The sequence below is a fragment of the Pseudomonas solani genome, assembly GCF_026072635.1.
GTDB classification, from domain to species: domain Bacteria; phylum Pseudomonadota; class Gammaproteobacteria; order Pseudomonadales; family Pseudomonadaceae; genus Metapseudomonas; species Metapseudomonas solani.
This window is the reverse complement of sequence record NZ_AP023081.1, coordinates 5673065-5690573: the sequence shown is the minus strand read 5'-3', so window position 1 is coordinate 5690573 and position 17509 is coordinate 5673065. Positions and strand designations below refer to the sequence as shown.

Annotated in this window: 16 protein-coding genes; 8 read left to right on the top strand and 8 right to left on the bottom strand. The window is 66.5% G+C overall.

Annotated elements, in window-relative coordinates; translation table 11 throughout:
- Nucleotides 1-9: 9 nt before the first annotated feature.
- The 5 genes from PSm6_RS25685 to PSm6_RS25665 all read right to left on the bottom strand — a co-directional run bounded on the left by PSm6_RS25685 (nucleotide 10) and on the right by PSm6_RS25665 (nucleotide 3756).
- The gene (locus PSm6_RS25685) at nucleotides 10-672 is read right to left on the bottom strand and encodes a DUF2491 family protein (protein WP_021221888.1); all 663 of its coding nucleotides are present in this window, start codon (nucleotides 670-672) and stop codon (nucleotides 10-12) included.
- Nucleotides 669-1694 carry an ion channel gene (locus PSm6_RS25680; RefSeq protein ID WP_265168615.1) on the bottom strand — a complete coding sequence of 342 codons (1026 nt, stop codon included), beginning with the start codon at nucleotides 1692-1694 and terminating at the stop codon, nucleotides 669-671. The genes PSm6_RS25685 and PSm6_RS25680 overlap by 4 nt, the downstream gene beginning before the upstream one ends.
- A gap of 45 nt (nucleotides 1695-1739) precedes the next feature.
- On the bottom strand, nucleotides 1740-2297 hold the full coding sequence (locus tag PSm6_RS25675; RefSeq protein WP_021221890.1) for a rhomboid family intramembrane serine protease: 558 nt from the start codon (nucleotides 2295-2297) through the stop codon (nucleotides 1740-1742).
- A 71-nt stretch (nucleotides 2298-2368) separates the two neighbouring features.
- Nucleotides 2369-3073: a PspA/IM30 family protein gene (locus tag PSm6_RS25670; RefSeq protein ID WP_265168613.1), complete on the bottom strand. Its 705-nt coding sequence runs from the start codon at nucleotides 3071-3073 to the stop codon at nucleotides 2369-2371.
- Nucleotides 3074-3099: 26 nt separating this feature from the next.
- Entirely contained in the window at nucleotides 3100-3756 is a 657-nt protein-coding gene (locus PSm6_RS25665; protein WP_031288674.1) for a YjfI family protein, read from the bottom strand.
- Nucleotides 3757-4298: 542 nt separating this feature from the next.
- Between PSm6_RS25665 and PSm6_RS25660 the strand changes: the two genes are divergently transcribed.
- The 8 genes from PSm6_RS25660 (at nucleotide 4299) to PSm6_RS25625 (ending at nucleotide 14859) form a co-directional block, all read left to right on the top strand.
- Nucleotides 4299-5885: a flavin monoamine oxidase family protein gene (locus PSm6_RS25660; RefSeq protein WP_265168611.1), complete on the top strand. Its 1587-nt coding sequence runs from the start codon at nucleotides 4299-4301 to the stop codon at nucleotides 5883-5885.
- An 87-nt stretch (nucleotides 5886-5972) separates the two neighbouring features.
- The gene (locus tag PSm6_RS25655) at nucleotides 5973-6467 is read left to right on the top strand and encodes a RidA family protein (protein WP_265168609.1); all 495 of its coding nucleotides are present in this window, start codon (nucleotides 5973-5975) and stop codon (nucleotides 6465-6467) included.
- 66 nt (nucleotides 6468-6533) lie between these two features.
- Nucleotides 6534-8996: a TonB-dependent receptor plug domain-containing protein gene (locus tag PSm6_RS25650; protein WP_043242848.1), complete on the top strand. Its 2463-nt coding sequence runs from the start codon at nucleotides 6534-6536 to the stop codon at nucleotides 8994-8996.
- An 82-nt stretch (nucleotides 8997-9078) separates the two neighbouring features.
- Entirely contained in the window at nucleotides 9079-9933 is an 855-nt protein-coding gene (locus tag PSm6_RS25645) for an aliphatic sulfonate ABC transporter substrate-binding protein (RefSeq protein WP_265168607.1), read from the top strand.
- Between the two features lie 279 nt (nucleotides 9934-10212).
- Nucleotides 10213-10989 carry a 2OG-Fe(II) oxygenase gene (locus tag PSm6_RS25640; RefSeq protein ID WP_021221897.1) on the top strand — a complete coding sequence of 259 codons (777 nt, stop codon included), beginning with the start codon at nucleotides 10213-10215 and terminating at the stop codon, nucleotides 10987-10989.
- A 4-nt stretch (nucleotides 10990-10993) separates the two neighbouring features.
- The gene (locus PSm6_RS25635) at nucleotides 10994-11743 is read left to right on the top strand and encodes a tRNA-dependent cyclodipeptide synthase (protein ID WP_265168604.1); all 750 of its coding nucleotides are present in this window, start codon (nucleotides 10994-10996) and stop codon (nucleotides 11741-11743) included.
- A gap of 235 nt (nucleotides 11744-11978) precedes the next feature.
- Complete coding sequence (locus PSm6_RS25630; RefSeq protein ID WP_265168603.1) at nucleotides 11979-13535, top strand: DHA2 family efflux MFS transporter permease subunit; 1557 nt, start codon at nucleotides 11979-11981, stop codon at nucleotides 13533-13535.
- Complete coding sequence (locus tag PSm6_RS25625; RefSeq protein ID WP_265168601.1) at nucleotides 13522-14859, top strand: LLM class flavin-dependent oxidoreductase; 1338 nt, start codon at nucleotides 13522-13524, stop codon at nucleotides 14857-14859. Before PSm6_RS25630 ends, PSm6_RS25625 begins: the two co-directional genes overlap by 14 nt.
- A gap of 156 nt (nucleotides 14860-15015) precedes the next feature.
- Here the strand turns inward: PSm6_RS25625 and PSm6_RS25620 are convergent, their stop codons facing one another.
- From PSm6_RS25620 to PSm6_RS25610, 3 genes are all read right to left on the bottom strand, one after another.
- Nucleotides 15016-15702, bottom strand: a complete 687-nt coding sequence (locus PSm6_RS25620; RefSeq protein ID WP_265168600.1) for an amino acid ABC transporter permease — start codon at nucleotides 15700-15702, stop codon at nucleotides 15016-15018.
- A 1-nt stretch (nucleotide 15703) separates the two neighbouring features.
- Nucleotides 15704-16429, bottom strand: a complete 726-nt coding sequence (locus PSm6_RS25615) for an amino acid ABC transporter permease (RefSeq protein WP_265168599.1) — start codon at nucleotides 16427-16429, stop codon at nucleotides 15704-15706.
- A gap of 108 nt (nucleotides 16430-16537) precedes the next feature.
- Nucleotides 16538-17350: an ABC transporter substrate-binding protein gene (locus PSm6_RS25610; RefSeq protein ID WP_265168598.1), complete on the bottom strand. Its 813-nt coding sequence runs from the start codon at nucleotides 17348-17350 to the stop codon at nucleotides 16538-16540.
- Between the last annotated feature and the right edge of the window lie 159 nt (nucleotides 17351-17509).

The window sequence follows — 17509 nt, the reverse complement described above, 5'->3', positions numbered from 1 at the left end:
CTTCCTTGGTCAGAGAACTTGGATGTCGGTGATCTGCAGTGTCACGCCCACGGCGGTGGTCAGGGCGATGGCACCTTCTTCGTCTTCCTCCACCGAGAAGAGCAGGAACTCCCTCCGGTTGAGCAAGCCGATCTCGCGGGCGTAGAGCATGCTTTGATGCTCGACGCCGTAGCTGGCGTCTGGGCTGACGACGTATTCGTGCAAGGGCACCAGTTCGGTCTGGCCATCTTCGCTGCCCCACTGGCGGCCGTATTCCTCGCCCTCCAGCTCGTAGACCTGCATGCCGATGCGCGCGTTGGGCCCGGCGAGGCGCAGCAGCTCCTCACGGCTGGCGATGGGGGTGACCTGGTGGTAACCGAACAGGATCACCGCCTCGATATCGCTGTCCTGCGGGCCGTTCATGATCACCTGCAGGAAGTAATCCTCATTGTCCAGGTAGTAGCGCTTGATCCGCGTGGACTGGCCGAGCTCGATGGTGCCGACGGCCCAGATCTTCTCGTCGCCGGGGAGGGTGACGTGGGATTGGCCTTCGAGCAGCGTCGCCAGCGAAGGGTCCAGGCAGAGCATGCGGCCAGACGCCAGCCCCAGGGGGCGGCTGTCACTGGGGTGGCGGCGCGCGTCGGCCGAGGGCAGCGGCGGCTCCAGGCCCAGCCAGCGCTTGAGTTTGCTCATAGTGCGTTCTCCTCCAGGCGTTCACTGGCGATGTAGAAGATTTCCCCACCGCGGATTTCCAGCGCGTTGGCGGGGTTGATCTCGAAGCGGCTGGAGCCTGAGGCGCGGTAGCCGATGAGGGTGGCGCCGTGGTCCTGGCGCAGGCGGATGTACAGCTCGCCGCAGGTACCACTGAAACCCTCGGGCAGTACATGGCGGAACTGGGTGGCGCCGTCGCCGACGCACAGCAGCTCGGTGACCACGGCGCTGGAGCCCGGGTCCTGGGAGGCGCGCACCAGCATCTCGATGGCCATGTTGGAGGTGCACTCCAGCTCGGGGGCGTAGCGGCGGGCGAGGGCGGCGCGCTCGGAGTCGTTGAAGTGCGCGACCACATGGGCGCGCGTGCCGATCGCCTTGATGGTGAGGACGATGGCCAAGGTCAGGCTGTCGGAGCGGGTGTGCACGAGGATGCGCTCGGCGTTCTCGATGCCGGCGCGGCGCAGCAGCACGGGGTTGTCCAGCGAATCACCACGGACGAAGGAGGCGCGCCCGGGCAGAGGGTTTTCCTCGATCAGCGCGTCGCAGATCACCAGGCTGTCGTCCCGCGTAGCTTCATCCTGGTACAGCAGCTCGACGATGCGCTCGCTGGCTTCGCCTTCCCAGCCGATGAGGACGGTGTGGCCCTTGAGGTTGGAGTAGTCGCCCAGGCCTTTCATGTTCTTTCTCCAGAGTTCGCCGACCGAAGCCGATGCCTTGCCGATGACCGCAGTGAGCAGGGCGATGCCGCCCAGCATGATCCACAGTGCCGTGACGAGTTTGCCGAAGGCGCTCTTGGGGGAGAGGTCGCCATAGCCCACGGTCGTCGCGGTGGTGAAATAGAAATAGGTGAAGTCCTGCCCTTGCAGCAGGTGCTGCTCACCGGCCAGCGCCAGGAGCAGGTAGGACGCCAGGTAGTGGATGGCCAGCAGCGAGCCGATGCCGGCCCAGCCGAAGCGCTGGAAGAAAGCCGAGGTTTGGTGCCGCAACAGCAAGATCAGCGACATGGAATCAACTCCATTGATCCTTTTCGAGTGGTTCAGGGGGCGGGGTCAGTGGGCGGTTTCGAGGAGCGACTTCGAGTGCATCAGCCAGGCGACGATGCAACCGGCGACGGCTCCGGCGATATGCGATTCCACCGATATCCCCGGGGTGGGGATGAAGCCGAAGACCAGGCCGCTGTAGCCGGCGAGCGCCACCAGGGCAACCAGCAGGCTGGCGATGCTGCGCTGGTACCAGGCGCGGGCCAGCAGGTAGGTCCAGAGCCCGAAGATCAGGCCACTGGCGCCGATGTGCAGGCTGTTGCGGGCGAACAACCAGACCATGCCGCCGCCGAGGATGCTCACCAGCAGGGCCACGCGGACATAGCGCCCGAGCCCCTCGGTGGACACCAGCCAGCTGAGGATGATGAAGGGTGGCAGGTTGCTCAGCAGATGAGCGAAGGAACCGTGCAGGAAGGGCGCGAAGATCAACCCCTGGAGCCCGCTAAGGGTACGCGGGAGGATGCCGTGATGGACCAGGCTGTTGGCGGTGAGGGTATTGAGCACCTGGACCACGGCCATGATCGCCGCCAGTGCCAGGATGACCCTGAGTCGCTTGCCTGTTTCCATCTGCGTTCCCCGAACTCCATTTGCGGGTAGGTGGTGGGCAGGCGACCGGGGTCGCCTGCCGGGCGCGGATTCTACTGCGATCCGTCCGGGGTTTGCTTGGCTTTCAAGCGGGCCAGTACATCGGTGCCGCTGCCGCTCTGGGCGCCGATGCCGGCTTCCTGCAGGCGACGCTCCAGGTCACCGCCGTTGGCAGCGGTCTGCAGCTCTTCGGCGGCGGCCAGACGGGCATCCTGCTCGTCCTGGCGCTGGCGCAGGCGGTTGAGGCTGTCCAGGGCGGACTCCACCTTGCCGTTGGCGCCACCGGTGGCTTCGGCGGTCGCGACGCGTGCCTTCTGCACGACTTCGCGGGCCTTGGCCATTTCGATCTGCTGCTTCAGGCTCTTGAGCTGGCCTTCGGCCTTGTTGACCTGGGCGTGGAGGAGGTCGGCCTGCTTGCCGAACTGCTCGGACTGGTTGCGCTCCTGGTCACGCTGGGCCTCGATCTCGGCGATGCGGTTGGCGCATTCCAGGGCCAGGCCTTCTTCGCCCTTGTTCAGGGCCGAGGTGGCCTTGGCTTCCCAGTTGGCGACGTCGCCGTTGAGGCTTTCCAGGCGTTGCTGCGACAGTTTCTGCTTGGCCTTGATGTCCACCAGGCCGTTCTTGGCCTGCAGCACCGCGCGGTCGGCGTCACGCATTTCCTGCTCGAGGATGCGGATGGCGTTGGCGTCGACGATGGCTTCGCCGACTTCGGAGGCGCCGCCACGAACGGCGGTGATGATCTTCTTCCAGATACTCATGAAAACTTCTCCTTGAATGGATTCGGTCAAGCCTTGAAGTGGTCTTCGAAGGCTTCGACGGCGCGGATCACGTTTTCCGCCAGGGTGTAGATTTCCTGGACGATGACGGTAAGCGACGAGGCGGCGCTGAGGGCGCCGAACATGGAGTACACCTCCTGGCCGTCGATAACCTCGACGCCGACCGAGGACAGCGGGAACAGGTCGCGGGTACGCAGCACCAGCGCGTTGAATTCGTTTGCATCCTTCACCAGGTCAAGCGGCACCAGGGTGGCGTCGACCATGATGTGGTCACCCTCGACTGCCAGGTAGATCGGCAGGTCGCCGTACTCGCTCATGGTCAGCCTGAGCCCGGCCTGCTCGCCGTCGATGACGCTCAGCAGGATCTCGCCAGACGCCACCAGGGCCAGTTCGGCGAGGGCGTTGTGCAGCGAGCTGAGGGTCCAGTTGCTGTTCTCGGTCATGTAGTCCTCCAGTTTGACTCGGCCACCCAGGAAGGGCTGCCGTAAAGCTCTCTCGATGCCCTTCAGGGCGTTCACGTTCTCGGGAAGGATCCAGAACTCACGTTTCACCAGTCCCGCTTCGCGGAGCCGGTTGCGCATATCCCGGACGTAGTCGGCCGAAGACTTGCCGGTGCTTCCGGTGGTCTTCTTGCCTGCTTTGTCCGTCGTGGTCTTGCGAGGCATCTGCATTCCTCCTCAAGGGTGTGGCGAGCAAATTACTGCGATTTTCGTCGGCGCGCAATTACTTACATGAAAGATTTTTTCATCTTTCATGTAAGGGAGATATTTGGATTCCGAAGTGCCAGGAATGACCCCGTAGGATGGGTAGAGCGTGGCGAAACCCATGCTGCAATTTGCAGGCGTGTGCCGGTGTTGATGGGTATCGCTGCGCTCAACGCCATCCTACGGCCGCCATCCCATTCCGCAGCTCCCACCTAGCCAACCCCGCGCCGCCCGTGCCCTGTGGCGTGCGGGCATGATGTTTCAAGATGATTATGCGTTTTGTGCAGTATGCGAATCTTAAAACATGAAACATTTTAATATTTGCATATGCTCAAAATGTATTTCTCTTATCAAATTCCGCCCCATAGGATGGCTCCATATAGAGCTATTTCGTAGCTCGACAGCATTGATTGATAACCGGATGCGATATCCGGCAGCAGCCAGGGAAGGGCGCCATCGGGCGATCCGTGCCCGGTGGAAGGGAATCAAGGAGAGTGCCTGCAATGCCTTTGACCAGACGACAGCTCATCGCCCGTATCGGTGCCGTGGGGGGCTACCGGGCCGCCACGGCGGCCATGGGCATGCTCGGGGTGATGAGCCCGGCCCTGGGCGCGAGCCAGGAGAATTACGCGGCGCTGCAGCCGGCCAGCGGCCTGGGGCAGGGCGCCAGCGTCACCGTGGTCGGTGCCGGCATCGGCGGGCTGGTGGCGGCCTACGAGCTGCGCAAGGCGGGCTTCACTGTGACCCTGCTGGAGGCCCGCGAGCGGGTCGGCGGGCGCAACTGGACACTGCGCAAGGGCGATCGCGTCGAGTACACCGACGGCACCACCCAGGTCGCCGAGTTCGACGAGGGTTTCTACTTCAATGCCGGCCCCGCGCGCCTGCCCAGCCACCACCAGCTGATGCTCGGCTACTGCCGCGAGCTGGGCGTGGAGCTGGAGGTGTTGGTCAACACCAGCCGCAACGCCCTGGTGCGCCCGGACCTCTCCGCTCCGCCGATGCAGATCCGCCAGGCGGTGAACGACAGCCGCGGCCACCTGGCCGAGCTGCTGGCCAAGGCGGTGAATCGCCAGGCCCTGGACCAGGAACTGAGCGCGGATGACCGGCGCAACCTGCTGGGCTTCCTCAAGACCTGGGGTGATCTGTCGGAGAAGCTCGAATACCTCGGCTCGGCCCGTTCCGGCTACAAGGTCTGGCCCGGTGCCGGCGACCAGCTGGCGCAGAAGAACGAGCCGTTGCCGCTGCGCACGCTGCTCAACCCGGCCCTGGGCACGGCGCTGATGATCGACGAGTACCCGGAGTTCTCGCCCACCATGTTCCAGCCGGTGGGTGGCATGGACCGCATCCCGGCGGCCTTCCAGCGCCACCTGCAGTCCTCCCTGCGCCTGGGCGCCGAGGTGCGCTCCATCCGCAACCATGAGGACCGCGTGGAGATCGCCTACCTGGACCGTCGCAGCGGCCGCGAGCAGCGGGTGACCAGCGACTACGCGGTGATCGCGCTGCCGTTGCCGCTGCTGGCGAAGATCGACGCCAACTTCACCGCGCCGGTGCGCCAGGCGATCTCGGCGGTGCAGTTCGGCTACGCCAACAAGGTGGCCTGGCAGTCTCGGCGCTTCTGGGAGACCGACTACCAGATCTACGGCGGGCTGTCCTTTATCAACCAGGAGTCTTCCGGGCTCTGGTACCCCAGCGGCGGCTTCAACCAGGCCGAGGGCATCCTCATCGCCGCGTACAACAACGGCGAGGTGGCGCGCAAATTCGGCGACAAGGGCATCGACGAGCAGATCGCCCTGTCGCGCCAGGCCGTGGAGCTGCTGCACCCCGGCCACGGGCAGAACCTGCGCAAGCCGCTGGCCATCGCCTGGAACCGCATTCCCCACAGCCTCGGCCCCTGGATCAGCCACGAGGTGGCGGAGCCGGACTACGGCCTGCTCAACCAGGCCCAGGGCCGGGTGCACCTGACCAGCGACGGCCTCGCCCACAGCGGCGTGGGCATCTGGCAGGAAGCCGCCGCCGGCGCTGCCCGGCGCGTGGTGCGGAATATCTTCGAGCGTGCGCAAGGCACGTCGCAACACCGGCAAACGGCCTGAACCACGCCGCGCCGCATCCATAACCAGAACCTAGTTGCCAGGTAGCGGACCTCCGAGGCTGGCGTTGAAAACCTTGGAGCTTTCGCGATGCTTTTCAAACACGCCCTTCTGGGGTTGGGGGTCCTTTTCGCCGCCGCTGGCCACGCCGCGGAGATCGAGCGGGTGCCTTCGACCTATCCCAACTCGCCGATCCTGCAGTCGGCGACCCTGCCGGCCGGCACGGCGCTGACCTTCGTCTCCGGCATCCTCCCTGACCCGGCCGATCCCAAGGCCGCCAAGGATGACCTGCGCGCCGCCGGCGACACCGAGGCACAGACCATCGCCGTGTTGCGCAAGGTGGAGGCCGCCCTGGCGCCGCGCGGGCTCGGCCTGGGCGATGTGGTGCAACTGCGGGTGTACCTGGTGGGTGACCCGAAGCTCGATGGGCGCATGGACTTCGAGGGCCTGCAGCGCGGCTTCCGGCAGTTCTTCGGCAGCGAGAAGCAGCCGCTGAAGCCGACCCGCACCACGGTGCAGGTGGCCGGGCTGGTGTTGCCCGGTGCGTTGATCGAGGTCGAGGCGGTGGCCGCCAAGGCCCGCTGATCCACTCCCTCCCCATTGAACGAGCCAGATGCGGCCGGGTTGCGGTCGCCTACAGGAAGTCCCGTGATGCGTAACGCCTTCAGCAAGACCTTCTCGCTTTCCCCGATCAGCGCCGCGCTGCTCCTCGCCCTGGGCGGCGAGGCTGTGGCCGCCAGCGACCCGACCCTGTCCACGGTGGTGGTGACCGGCGTGCGCGGCAGCCAGCAGCGCACCGTGACCGACAGCCCCGCGCCGGTGGATGTGATCTCCGGTGAGCAACTGAAAACCAGCGGCCAGAACGGCCTCAAGGACATGCTCACGCGCCTGCTGCCGTCCTTCAACGCGCCCACCATCAACGGCGGTGGCACCGCCTTCCTGGTGCGCGGCATCAGCATGCGCGGCCTGGGTGGTGACCAGGTGCTGATCCTGGTGAACGGCAAGCGCCGCCATAACACCGCGATGATCAACAACAACGCCCGGGTCGGCACCGCCGCCGTGCCGGTGGACCTGGACCTGATCCCCACCGCCGCCATCGAGCGCATCGAGGTGCTGCGTGACGGCGCCGCCGCCCAGTACGGCTCCGACGCCATCGCCGGGGTGATCAACATCATCCTCAAGAAGGACGCGGAAGGCATCACCTCGGACAGCTCCCTCGGCCAGTACTACAGCGGCGACGGCACCACTGGCCACGAGGCGGCCAACTTCGGCTTCGGCCTGGGGGAGGGCGGCTTCTTCAACCTCTCCTTCGACGCCAAGGTGCAGGAACCCTACGACCGCGCCGGCGCCGTGCGCGGCAACTTCGGCACCCTCGCCAACGGCCAGCCGGACCCGCGCATCACCCAGCGCCACGGCTGGGGCGAGGAATACGGCCTGGGCCGCGACCGCACCTACAGCAGCGCCTACAACCTGGAGCTGCCCCTGGGCGAGGACCTCAAGCTCTACTCCTTCTCCACCCTGAGCTACCGCGACGGCAAGAAGGTACTCGGCCACCGCGCGCCCACCGACATCACCGCCACCAACTGGCTGCCCAATGCGCCGTACCCCAAGGGCGGCCAGGCCACCCGCGAAGTGGAGGAGACCGACTACCAGTTCCTCGGCGGCATCAAGGGCCTGGCCGCCGACTGGGACTGGGACCTCTCCACCACCTACGGCCGCGACAAGGCCAAGCTCTACACCGACAACAACATCAACCTCTCCAACGACCCGCTGCGGAGCCAGCGCCGCTTCCACCTGACCGACGAGATCTTCGACCAGTGGACCACCAACCTGGACTTCAGCCGCGCCCTGGACATCGGCTGGAGCAGCCCGCTGGAAACCTCCTTCGGCATCGAATACCGCTGGGAGAAATACGAGCTCACCGAGGGTGAACCCAACTCCTACAACTACGGCAGCTACGTGATCCCCAGCGGCCCCAGCGCCGGCACGCGGCCGGACCCGGGCCTGTTCTCGGTCAACGGCACCACCCCCGAGGACGCCGGCGACATGATCCGCCACAGCGGCGCCGCCTATGTGGACTTCGGGCTCAACATCACGCCGGAGTGGTACACCGCCTTCGCCCTGCGCCACGAGAAGTACAACCAGGACATCGGCGAGACCACCAGCGGCAAGTTCACCACCCGCTACGAGTTCGCCCCCGGCTATGCGGTGCGGGCGGCGGTGAGCAACGGCTTCCGCGCGCCGTCCCTGGCGCAGAACGTGTTCTCCTCCACCAGCTCGGTGACCATCTTCGGCAGCGGCGGCTCCACCACCACCGCGCGCACCAAGCAGATGCGCCCCGGCTCGCCGGAAGCCATCGCCCTCGGTGCCGAGACCCTGGAGCCGGAAACCTCGCGCAACTACAGCCTGGGCTTCACCGCCGAACCCACCGACCGCCTGCGCCTGACCGCCGACTTCTACCTGATCGACATCGACGACCGCATCCTGCAGACCGGCGTGCTCACCGGCTCCGCGGTGTCGGCGATCCTGGTCGCCAACGGCCTGTCGCCGAACCTCTCCGGCCAGTACTTCGCCAACGCTGCCGACACCCGCACCAAGGGCGTCGACCTGGTGGCCGAGTACCGCCAGCCGCTGGACGAATACGGCACCGTGCGCTGGAGCCTGGCCTACAACCACAACAAGACCACCATCCGCGACCTCGCCGAGACGCCGTCCGAGCTCTCCAGCCTGGGCGCCGGCTACGTGCTCTTCGACCGCCAGCAGCAGACCGACCTGACCAAGGCCACGCCCAAGGACAAGTGGATCCTCAACACCAACTATAAGGTGGACGACTGGACCCTGAACCTGACGCTGACCCGCTACGGCGAATACACCGAAGGCTCGAACATCCCGGCCAACGACCGCACCTACAGCGCCAAGTGGATCACCGATATCGACGTCGCCTACGACGTCACCCAGAACCTCACCGTGGCCCTGGGCGCCAACAACCTGTTCGACGAATACCCGGACAGCATCGGCATCGTGCCCTGGGCCGGCACCTACGAGTACGGCATGTTCTCGCCCTACGGCCTGGGTGGCGGCTACTACTACGGCCGCGTGAGCCTGGCGTTCTGATGATGGGCAAGGGCCGTGTGCTGATGGGCCTGCTGTGCCTGGCGCTGGGTTCTGCCCCGCGCTGGGCGCCGAGGCGCTGCGGGTGTCGAGCCAGAAGAACTCGCTGAAGGTGCTGTTGCAGGCCGCTGGCGAGCTGGACGAAGTGCCGTACCCCATCGAGTTCGCCTCCTTCGGTGCGGCGGCGCCCACGGCCGAGGCCCTGAGCGCCGGCGCGGTGGACATCGGCACCCTGGGCGTCGCGCCCTTCGTCTTCGCCGCCTCGGCCGGTGCCGGGTTGAAGACGGTGGGCGTGGTGCGCCTGAAGGTCACGCCCACGGCGGTGGCCATCGTGGTGCCCGAGGGCTCGCCCCTCACCGACGCGGCGTCCCTGGTGGGCAGGCGCATCACCACCACGCGGGGCTCCATCGGCCATTACCTGGCACTGGCGGCCTTGCGTTCGGTGGGCCGCAGCGGGCGCGATGCGCAGTTCGTGTTCCTGCAGCCGGGTGAGTCACGCAGCCTGCTGGCCAATGGCGAGGCGGATGCCTGGGCCACCTGGGACCCCTACACCAGCATGGTGCAGATGGAGGGCGGCACGCGGGTGCTGGTCAGTGGCGAGGGGCTGTTCGCCGGCAACATGTTGCTGGTGGCCAACCCGGCGGCGATCCGCGACAAGCCCGAGCAATTGCGGGACTTCCTCCAGCGTGTGGGCCGCGCCTGGGACTGGGCCAATGCCCATGTCGAGGAATTCTCGACGCTCCAGGCGCAGCAGAGCGGCCTGCCACTGGAGGTGCACCTGCGCTCCAACCGCTACTCGCAGCCTCGGCGGGTGGACGTGGACGAGGCCCTGGTCAGGGACCTGGCCGACACCGCGCAGCTGTACCAGGACGAGGGCGTGATCGGCCCGGGATTCGAAGCCGAAACCCAGGTGGATCGACAGTTCAACAGTGCCCGATAAGTTGGCCGAAATCGCATTTAAAGTTGCTGTTTTCCGCAACTTTGAACTGTAATTTTCATAATCTTCATGCGTGGCGTTAATAGTTGTTCGGGTTGATTTGAAATAACCCCGTATTAATTGGAAACAAAGTTTTGATGCTAGAGAAAAACGATATTTCACAAGCCCTTGGCGCTTGTTGAATATGCAACTCAGGTGATCGTTCGATCACGCACACATAACAGGCAGGGACGCCTGCTGTTAATCCGAATGACAACTTTCAGGGATACGCAAGGAGTCTTCATGCTGACCATTACCACGGTCGAAGAACTGACCGCAGCGCATATACACGATGTTATCCACGCCCGCACTTACGGCATTCTCATCAAAGGCTTCGCTTCGGCCGATACCGTGGCCCTGGCGCTCGACCGCCTGAGCCGCCACGAGCTGCGCGGCGCCTTCAGCGAGCAGACCGAATTCGTGCGCCTGGGCAAGGCCTATATCGAGATCGGCGACGAGGCCAGCCGCCTGGAGTATCACCGCCAGGCTATCACCAACATCCGCAAGATCCGCAGCGTGTTCAGCCCCCTGGCGTCGCCCATCGACGAGCTGCGCCTGCTGCTCGACGAGGCCTGGCCCAAGGGCGCGCGGCTGCTGGATGTGAACGGCGAGAAGTGCTTCGTCGGCATCGCCCGCTTCCAGGGCAATGGCGTCGACCTCACGCCCCACACCGACAACCTGGAACGCAACGCGCCCCAGGACCACGAACCGAAGCTGCTCACCCAGCTCTCCACCAACATCTACCTGCAGATACCCGAAGACGGCGGCGAGCTGGAGATCTGGGGCATCCACCCCGACGAGATCGAGTACGACCGCCTGCGCGGCGAGCGCGCCTATGGCATCGAGCGCCACCTGCTGCCGCCGCCGGATCTGGTGATCAAGCCCGAGCCCGGCGACCTGATCTTCCTCAATCCCCGGCTGATCCACGCGGTGCGCCCCTCGGCCACCGCCACCCGGGTCACCCTCGGTGTATTCATCGGCTATTTCGGCGACGACCAGCCCCTTGCCTACTGGAGCTAAAGACATGAGCGATGTGGAAGCGATCAACCTCAAGGCCTATTTCAACAAGGGCGGCGAAGAACTGGATTTCACCGGTAAGCACTGCGTGCTGGCCGTGAGCGTGGGCCAGGAATACCACGAGGAGCAGAAGCTCAGCTCCACCGTGCACCTGATCAACAAGTCCGGCTTCAGCCGGGTGAAGGTGGTGGTGGCCGACACCCTGCAGCGCCACAACAAGCACGGCAAATCCCCGGGGGAGGCGCTCTCTGCCTCCATCCGCGACGGCGATGCCTGGCTGGCGCGCAACCGCAAGTACCTGGCCGGCCTGGAAGCGCCGGTGACCATCAGCCGCTGGAACCAGGAGCTGGCCTCCGACCGCTACGCCGAACTGCGCCAGCAGGTGAACCAGCTGTACCGCGAGAGCGAGGACCTGCGCGGCGCCATCGAAGCCACCATCGGCGTGTTCATCGAGCGCCTCCGATTGCGCGACCCGGACGCCGACACCGAGCGTGCCGCCGCCCAGTGCCGCGAATACATCCTCGAAGAGGTGCCGATCATCCTCCCGCTCTGGGCGGAGGAGGGCTACGACTACGTGATCTACCCGCAGCAGATGACCAACGCCATGGCCACCGCCCGGCGCCTGCTGATCGAACCCCATGCGCCGGACCGCGTGCACTGGCTGCCGCTGAAGTTCAAGAAGCGCGGCATCCCGATCCCCTTCACCCTGCCGGGCGCCGTGCACCCGGCTTGGGCCGGGAGTGCGATTGCGATCTGAGGGCGGCTTGCGCCGCCATCGCGAATGAATTCGCTCCCACAAGGCACGATCGTTCCCTGTAGGGGCGAATTCATTCGCCCAGCGATGCCCAGCATCGCCAACCCACCTCGGCACACGACTGGGAGGTTGATGAATTACACGTGGGAGCGGATTCATCCGCGAATAAAGCGCACCCAAAACGGCCCCACGCCACACGGACGATGGCCTCCAACCTGAATGACGGATAGGAGTTTCCATGAGCGTTTTTGCGCAACAGCAACGCAAATGGTGGGCCTTGCTCGGTGTGAGCATCGCCAGTTTTCTCGGCTGCGTGGATTTCACCATCGTGAACACCGCGCTGCCGGCCCTGCAGGCCGACCTGAATGCCTCGGTGGGCGGGCTGCAATGGGTGATCAACGGATTCATCCTGGCGCTGTCCAGCGCCATGGTGCTGGTGGGCCGCCTGGCCGACCTGCATGGCCGCCGACGGGTGCTGAACATCGGCCTGGCGGTATTCGGCCTGGCTTCCCTCGGGGCCGGGCTGGCGTCCGATATCGATACGCTGGTGGCGGCGCGGGTGGCCCAGGGGCTGGCCTGCGCGGTGCTCTACACGGCCTCCGGCGCCATCGTCTCGGCCACCTTCGCCAGCGAGGAACAGGGCAAGGCCTTCGGCGTGCTGTTCGGCGTCAACGGTGTCGGCCTTGCCGTGGGGCCGGTGCTCGGCGGGGTGATCACCAGTGCCTTCGGCTGGCAGTGGATCTTCCTGGTCAACGTGCCTTTCGTGCTGCTCAGCCTGGCGATCATCGCCCTGGCGGCGGACGAGTCCCGGGCCGAGCAGGATGGCGCCCGGCTCGACTGGGCCGGCGCTGCATTGCTGCTGGTGGGGCTGCCGAGCCTGGTGCTGGTGATCGTCCAGGGCGGCGCCTGGGGCTGGGCCTCGGCCACCACCCTGGGGTTGGTCGGCCTGGCGGTGCTGGCGTTCATCGCCTTCGTCGCGGTGGAGCTGCGGGTGCGTGCGCCCATCGTCGACCTGCGCCTGTTCGCCAATCGCCGTTTCGTCGCGGCCGTCAGCGCCAGCTTCGGTCTGGCGCTGTTCTACTGCGTGGCCTTCTTCGTGATGCCGCTGTACCTGTCGCTGATCCGTGGCGAGAGCGTGCAGGCCAGCGGGCTGTTGCTGCTGCCCACCACCCTGGGCGTGGCGCTGCTCTCGCCGGTGGTGGGGCGCCTGGTGGACCGCAAGGGCCCGGCGCTGCTGATCCAGGCCGGGCTGTTGTTCTTCGCCTTGTCCGCGTTGCTGCAGGCCGGCTTCAGCGAAGGCACCTCACTGCCGCACCTGCTCGGCGCCTTCGCGGTGATGGGCCTGGGCTGGGCCTGCATCCTCGGGCCGTCCACGGTGCTGGGCATCTCCTCGGTGCCGCAGCAGGTGGGCTCGGTGGCCATGGGCTCGCTGATGACCCTGCACAACGTCGGCGGCGGCCTCGGCCTGGCCGTGGGCGTGGGCATCTACCGCGGCTTCGCCGCTCACGAACTGGCCGGCGCCACGGGCGTGCCGGCGGATACCGACTGGCTGGCCCGTGCTGCCGCAGCGCCGGAGCAGGGCGTTGCACTGCTGGGCGAGCACCTGGTGCAGGCCCCGGAGGTGCTGCAGGGCTGGGTGCACGGCGCCTTCCTACAGGGCTACCAGGCGGTGATGCTGTTCCTCGCTGCCAGCGTGCTGCTGGTGTGGGCCAGCGTTGCCGTGCTGCTGCGGGCCAAGGCCGCTGCGCCCGTCGAGGCGGCTGCCGAGCAGGAGCCCAGCCATGGCAAGGCGTGACGGCCGCCTGCGCCTGGGTGCCTTTCTCTCCGGCTCCGGCGCCCACGCCGGCAGCTGGCGGCACCCCCGGGCGGATGCCGACGCCTCGATCAACTTCGAGCGCTACCGGCACTACGCCCAGACCCTGGAGCGCGGGCGCTTCGATGCGCTGTTCCTCAACGACAACGTGGCGGTGGGCGAGCTGGACCCGCGCGTGTTGCGTAGCAGCGCGTACAGCCTGCGCTGGGACCCCTTGACCTTGCTGCCGGCGCTGGCGGTGACCACGCAGCACATCGGCCTGATCGCCACCGCCAACACCAGCTACAACGAGCCCTACAACATCGCCCGCAAGTTCGCCTCGCTGGATCACCTGTCCGGCGGGCGCGCTGGTTGGAACCTGGTGACGGCGCTGATCGGCGGGGAGAACTTCAACCGCGCCGAGCACCTGCAGCATGCCGACCGTTACCAGCGCGCCGGGGAGTTCTTCGAGGTGGTCACCGGGCTCTGGGACAGCTGGGCGGACGACGCCTTCCCCCTGGACAAGGCCTCCGGCACCTGGCTGGAGCCGGCGCGCATGCGCGTGCTCGAACACGAGGGCGAGCACTTCCGCGTGCGCGGCCCGCTCAACGCACCACGGCCCCTGCAGGGCTGGCCGGTGATCGCCCAGGCCGGCTCCTCCGAGGCTGGCCGCGCCCTGGCGGCACGCACCGCCGAGCTGGTGTTCACCGCGCAACAGACCCTGGAGGAGGGCAAGGCCTTCCATGCCGACATCCACCGCCGCCTGGCCCGGGCCGGGCGCGGGGAGGATGAACTCAAGGTATTCCCCGGCCTGGCCCCGGTGGTGGGGCGCACGGCCAGCGAGGCCGAGGAAAAGCACGAAGAACTGCAGGCCCTGGTGGACCCGGAGGCGGCGCTCAAGGCGCTGTCCTTTCTGCTGGACATCGGCATCGACCTGGAACGCCTGCCGCCGGATGCGCCGGTGGTCTTGCCTGACCCGCTGCCGCTCACCGAGCGCCACAAGAGCCGCCAGCAACTGGTGGTCGACCTGATCCGCCGCGAGAAGCCCACCGCCGCACAGCTGCTGCGCACGCTGGGTGCCGGCGGTCATCGCCTGCTGGTGGGCACGCCAAGCCAGATAGTCGAGGAAATGGCCTGCTGGTACGAAGAACGTGCGGCCGACGGCTTCAACCTGCTGTTCACCCACCTGCCCGGCGGGCTGGAGGACTTCGTCGACCTGGTGATCCCCGAACTGCAGCGCCTGGGCCTGTTCCGCCGCGAATATGAAGGCCGCACCCTGCGCGAAAACCTCGGCCTGCAACGCATCGCCAACCGGCATTTCGCCTAGCCGCTCCCGGTAGCCCGGGCTTCAGCCCGTGGGTAGAGCGCAGCGAAACCCATCAATCGCCGTCAACGTCGCCAGGATACGGGCATGTAGGTTGGCGCCGAGCGCAGCGAGGCCCAACGGTGCAATCTCCAACCCCGTACCGTTGGGCTTCGTACCTCAACCCAACCTACGACTTGGGTTACGGCTCGCCACCCGCGCAAGCAAATCGAGCCCTGCGCACATCACGAAATACAACAACGCCACGAAGAGGAACACCTCGGTCGGGTGCACCATCACCCGGTTGCTCACCTGGGTGGCGACGAAGGACAGCTCGCCAACGCCGATGACGTAGCCCAGGGAGCTGTCCTTGATCAGCGACACCCACTGGTTGAGGAAGGACGGCAGCATGATCGGCAGCGCCTGGGGCAGGATGATCAGCCGCAGCACCTGCCAGGGGCGCAGGCCCAGGGCGCGGCCGGCGTCCCACTGGCCGTGCGGCAGGCTCTGGATGCCGGCGCACACCGAGTGCGCCAGGTAGGCGCCACCGATCAACGACAGCGCGCAGACCACGGTCGCCAGCGCCGGCACATCCACCTGGAACAGCACCGGCAGCAGGAAGTAGCTCCAGAAGATCAGCATCAGCACCGGAATGGCGCGGAAGAAGCCCAGCACCGCCAGCAGCACCAGGCGCGACCGGCCTTCGAGCACCGCCAGGGCGATGCCCAGGACCAGGCCCAGTGCCGCCGAGGCGATGCCCGAGAGCAGCGACAGCAGCAGGGTCAGCGCGGCGCCGCCCAGGGGGCCATCGGGCCAGGCACCAAGCAGGAAGTAATCGAGGTTGTCGAGAATCACCGAGAAATCCATCTCAGGCCTCCCCGCGCACGTGGCGGCGGTGCTGGTGGATCAGCGTGCCGGCCACTTCGATGGCGATCGCCGCGCCCAGGTAGAGCAGGGTGGCGATGCCGAAGGCCTGGAAGGTCTTGAAGGTTTCCGTCTCCACCTGGCGCGAGGCGTAGGACAGCTCGGCAAGGCCGATGGCCATGGCCAGAGAGCTGTTCTTCAGGGCGTTCATGTACTGGCCGAACAGCGGCGGCAAGGCCGTGTGCAAAGCCTGGGGCAGGATGATGTAGCGCCACACCTGGCCCGGTCGCAGGCCCAGCGCCATACCCGCTTCACGCTGTTGCGGGCGCACCGAGGCGATGCCGGCGCGCAGCTCTTCGGCGATGAAGGCGCTGGTGTAGAGCGACAGGCCCAGCGCGGCGGCGAGGAATTCGAAGGAGGGCCAGGCCAGCGTGACCGAACCCAACGCCAGCTCATGGGGCAGGTTGAGCCAGAACACCAGCTCCTCCGGCAGCAGCGCGGGCACGCCGAAGTACCAGAAGAACAGCTGCACCAGCAGCGGTGTGTTGCGCAGCACCGAAAGGTAGCTGCGTGCCGGCCAGGACAGGCGGCCGGGCAATTGGCGGCCGACGGCGACCAGGGCGCCGAGCAGGGTGCCGATGACGCAGACCAGCAGCGAGGTGCAGAGGGTCAGCAGGAAGCCGTCCAGCAGCCAATGCAGGTAACGGGGAGCGAGGAGGTCGCCGAACATTGTCGAGGTCTTTCAATGGGTGATCCCCGCATAGGCGGGGATCGGGGAGGGAAGGCGTGCGGTGTGGTCGGTGGGCTCCAGGCGCGGGCCCACCGGTTCATGGCGCGATCAGTGCACCGTGCCGATCTTGTACAGGCGCGCCAGCGGGGTCTTGGTGTCCGGGCCGAACCAGGTGTCGTAGATGGCCTGGGCGCGGCCCTTGTCTTCCAGCTCCTGCAGGGTCTGGTTGACGTACTCGGTCAGCGCGGTTTCACCCTTGGGAATGCCGACGCCGATCAGGTCGCTGGAGATGGTGAAGGGCGGGACTTCGTACTTGTCCTTGTCTGGCACGTTGGCCAGCAGGCCGATCAGCTTGGGGCCGTCCTGGGTGATGGCCTGGACCTGGCCGTTGCGCAGGGCGGTGAAGGCGAAGGGGGTGTCGTCATAGGCCACCACCTTGGCGCCGGGGAATTTCTCCCGCAGCACGCCTTCGTTGACCGTGCCCTTGTCGACGCCCACGCGCCATTTGTTCAGGTCGTCGGTGTTCTTCAGGGTGCCTTTCTTGACGATGAACTGCTGCCCCGAGGAGAAGTACGGAATGCTGAAGTTGACCTGTTCGGCGCGCTCCGGGGTGATGGTGAAGTTGGCAAGCACCAGGTCGACCTTGTTGGCCACCAGCAGCGGCACGCGGTTGGCCGGGTTGGTGGGTTGCAGCTGCAACTTGACCCCGAGCTTGTCGGCGATGGCGCGGGCGTAGTCCACGTCCAGGCCGGCCAGTTGCTTGGTTTCGCCATCGACGAAGCCGAAGGGCGGGTTGCTGTCGAAGGCCGCGACGCGCAGGACGCCGGCCTTGCGGATGTCATCGAGGCGGTCCGCCTGGGCCAGGCCGGAGAGGGTGGAAAGGGCGAGTGCGAGGGCGGTGAGGGCAGTCAGCTTCTTCATGAATATCCAGCTCCTTTGGCGGGCCCTGGCGCACATGGCCGGGCTCCGCTCATCTGTCGGGGGCGGTCGCTTCCGGGTGGGAAGCGCCGCCGTTCGCCGGAGGGGGTTGCCCGCTGGCGAGGCGATTCTGGCAGGGGGCTGAAGCGGACAAAAAAGAAT

What these genes read in the sequence shown, in the direction of transcription:
- PSm6_RS25680 (WP_265168615.1), bottom strand. Translation starts at nt 1,694, where the DNA reads ATGTCGCTGATCTTGCTGTTGCGGCACCAAACCTCGGCTTTCTTCCAG.
- PSm6_RS25660 (WP_265168611.1), top strand. Translation starts at nt 4,299, where the DNA reads ATGCCTTTGACCAGACGACAGCTCATCGCCCGTATCGGTGCCGTGGGG.
- PSm6_RS25615 (WP_265168599.1), bottom strand. Translation starts at nt 16,429, where the DNA reads ATGTTCGGCGACCTCCTCGCTCCCCGTTACCTGCATTGGCTGCTGGAC.
- PSm6_RS25655 (WP_265168609.1), top strand. Translation starts at nt 5,973, where the DNA reads ATGCTTTTCAAACACGCCCTTCTGGGGTTGGGGGTCCTTTTCGCCGCC.
- PSm6_RS25685 (WP_021221888.1), bottom strand. Translation starts at nt 672, where the DNA reads ATGAGCAAACTCAAGCGCTGGCTGGGCCTGGAGCCGCCGCTGCCCTCG.
- PSm6_RS25650 (WP_043242848.1), top strand. Translation starts at nt 6,534, where the DNA reads ATGCGTAACGCCTTCAGCAAGACCTTCTCGCTTTCCCCGATCAGCGCC.
- PSm6_RS25635 (WP_265168604.1), top strand. Translation starts at nt 10,994, where the DNA reads ATGAGCGATGTGGAAGCGATCAACCTCAAGGCCTATTTCAACAAGGGC.
- PSm6_RS25630 (WP_265168603.1), top strand. Translation starts at nt 11,979, where the DNA reads ATGAGCGTTTTTGCGCAACAGCAACGCAAATGGTGGGCCTTGCTCGGT.
- PSm6_RS25640 (WP_021221897.1), top strand. Translation starts at nt 10,213, where the DNA reads ATGCTGACCATTACCACGGTCGAAGAACTGACCGCAGCGCATATACAC.
- PSm6_RS25620 (WP_265168600.1), bottom strand. Translation starts at nt 15,702, where the DNA reads ATGGATTTCTCGGTGATTCTCGACAACCTCGATTACTTCCTGCTTGGT.
- PSm6_RS25625 (WP_265168601.1), top strand. Translation starts at nt 13,522, where the DNA reads ATGGCAAGGCGTGACGGCCGCCTGCGCCTGGGTGCCTTTCTCTCCGGC.
- PSm6_RS25670 (WP_265168613.1), bottom strand. Translation starts at nt 3,073, where the DNA reads ATGAGTATCTGGAAGAAGATCATCACCGCCGTTCGTGGCGGCGCCTCC.
- PSm6_RS25675 (WP_021221890.1), bottom strand. Translation starts at nt 2,297, where the DNA reads ATGGAAACAGGCAAGCGACTCAGGGTCATCCTGGCACTGGCGGCGATC.
- PSm6_RS25665 (WP_031288674.1), bottom strand. Translation starts at nt 3,756, where the DNA reads ATGCCTCGCAAGACCACGACGGACAAAGCAGGCAAGAAGACCACCGGA.
- PSm6_RS25610 (WP_265168598.1), bottom strand. Translation starts at nt 17,350, where the DNA reads ATGAAGAAGCTGACTGCCCTCACCGCCCTCGCACTCGCCCTTTCCACC.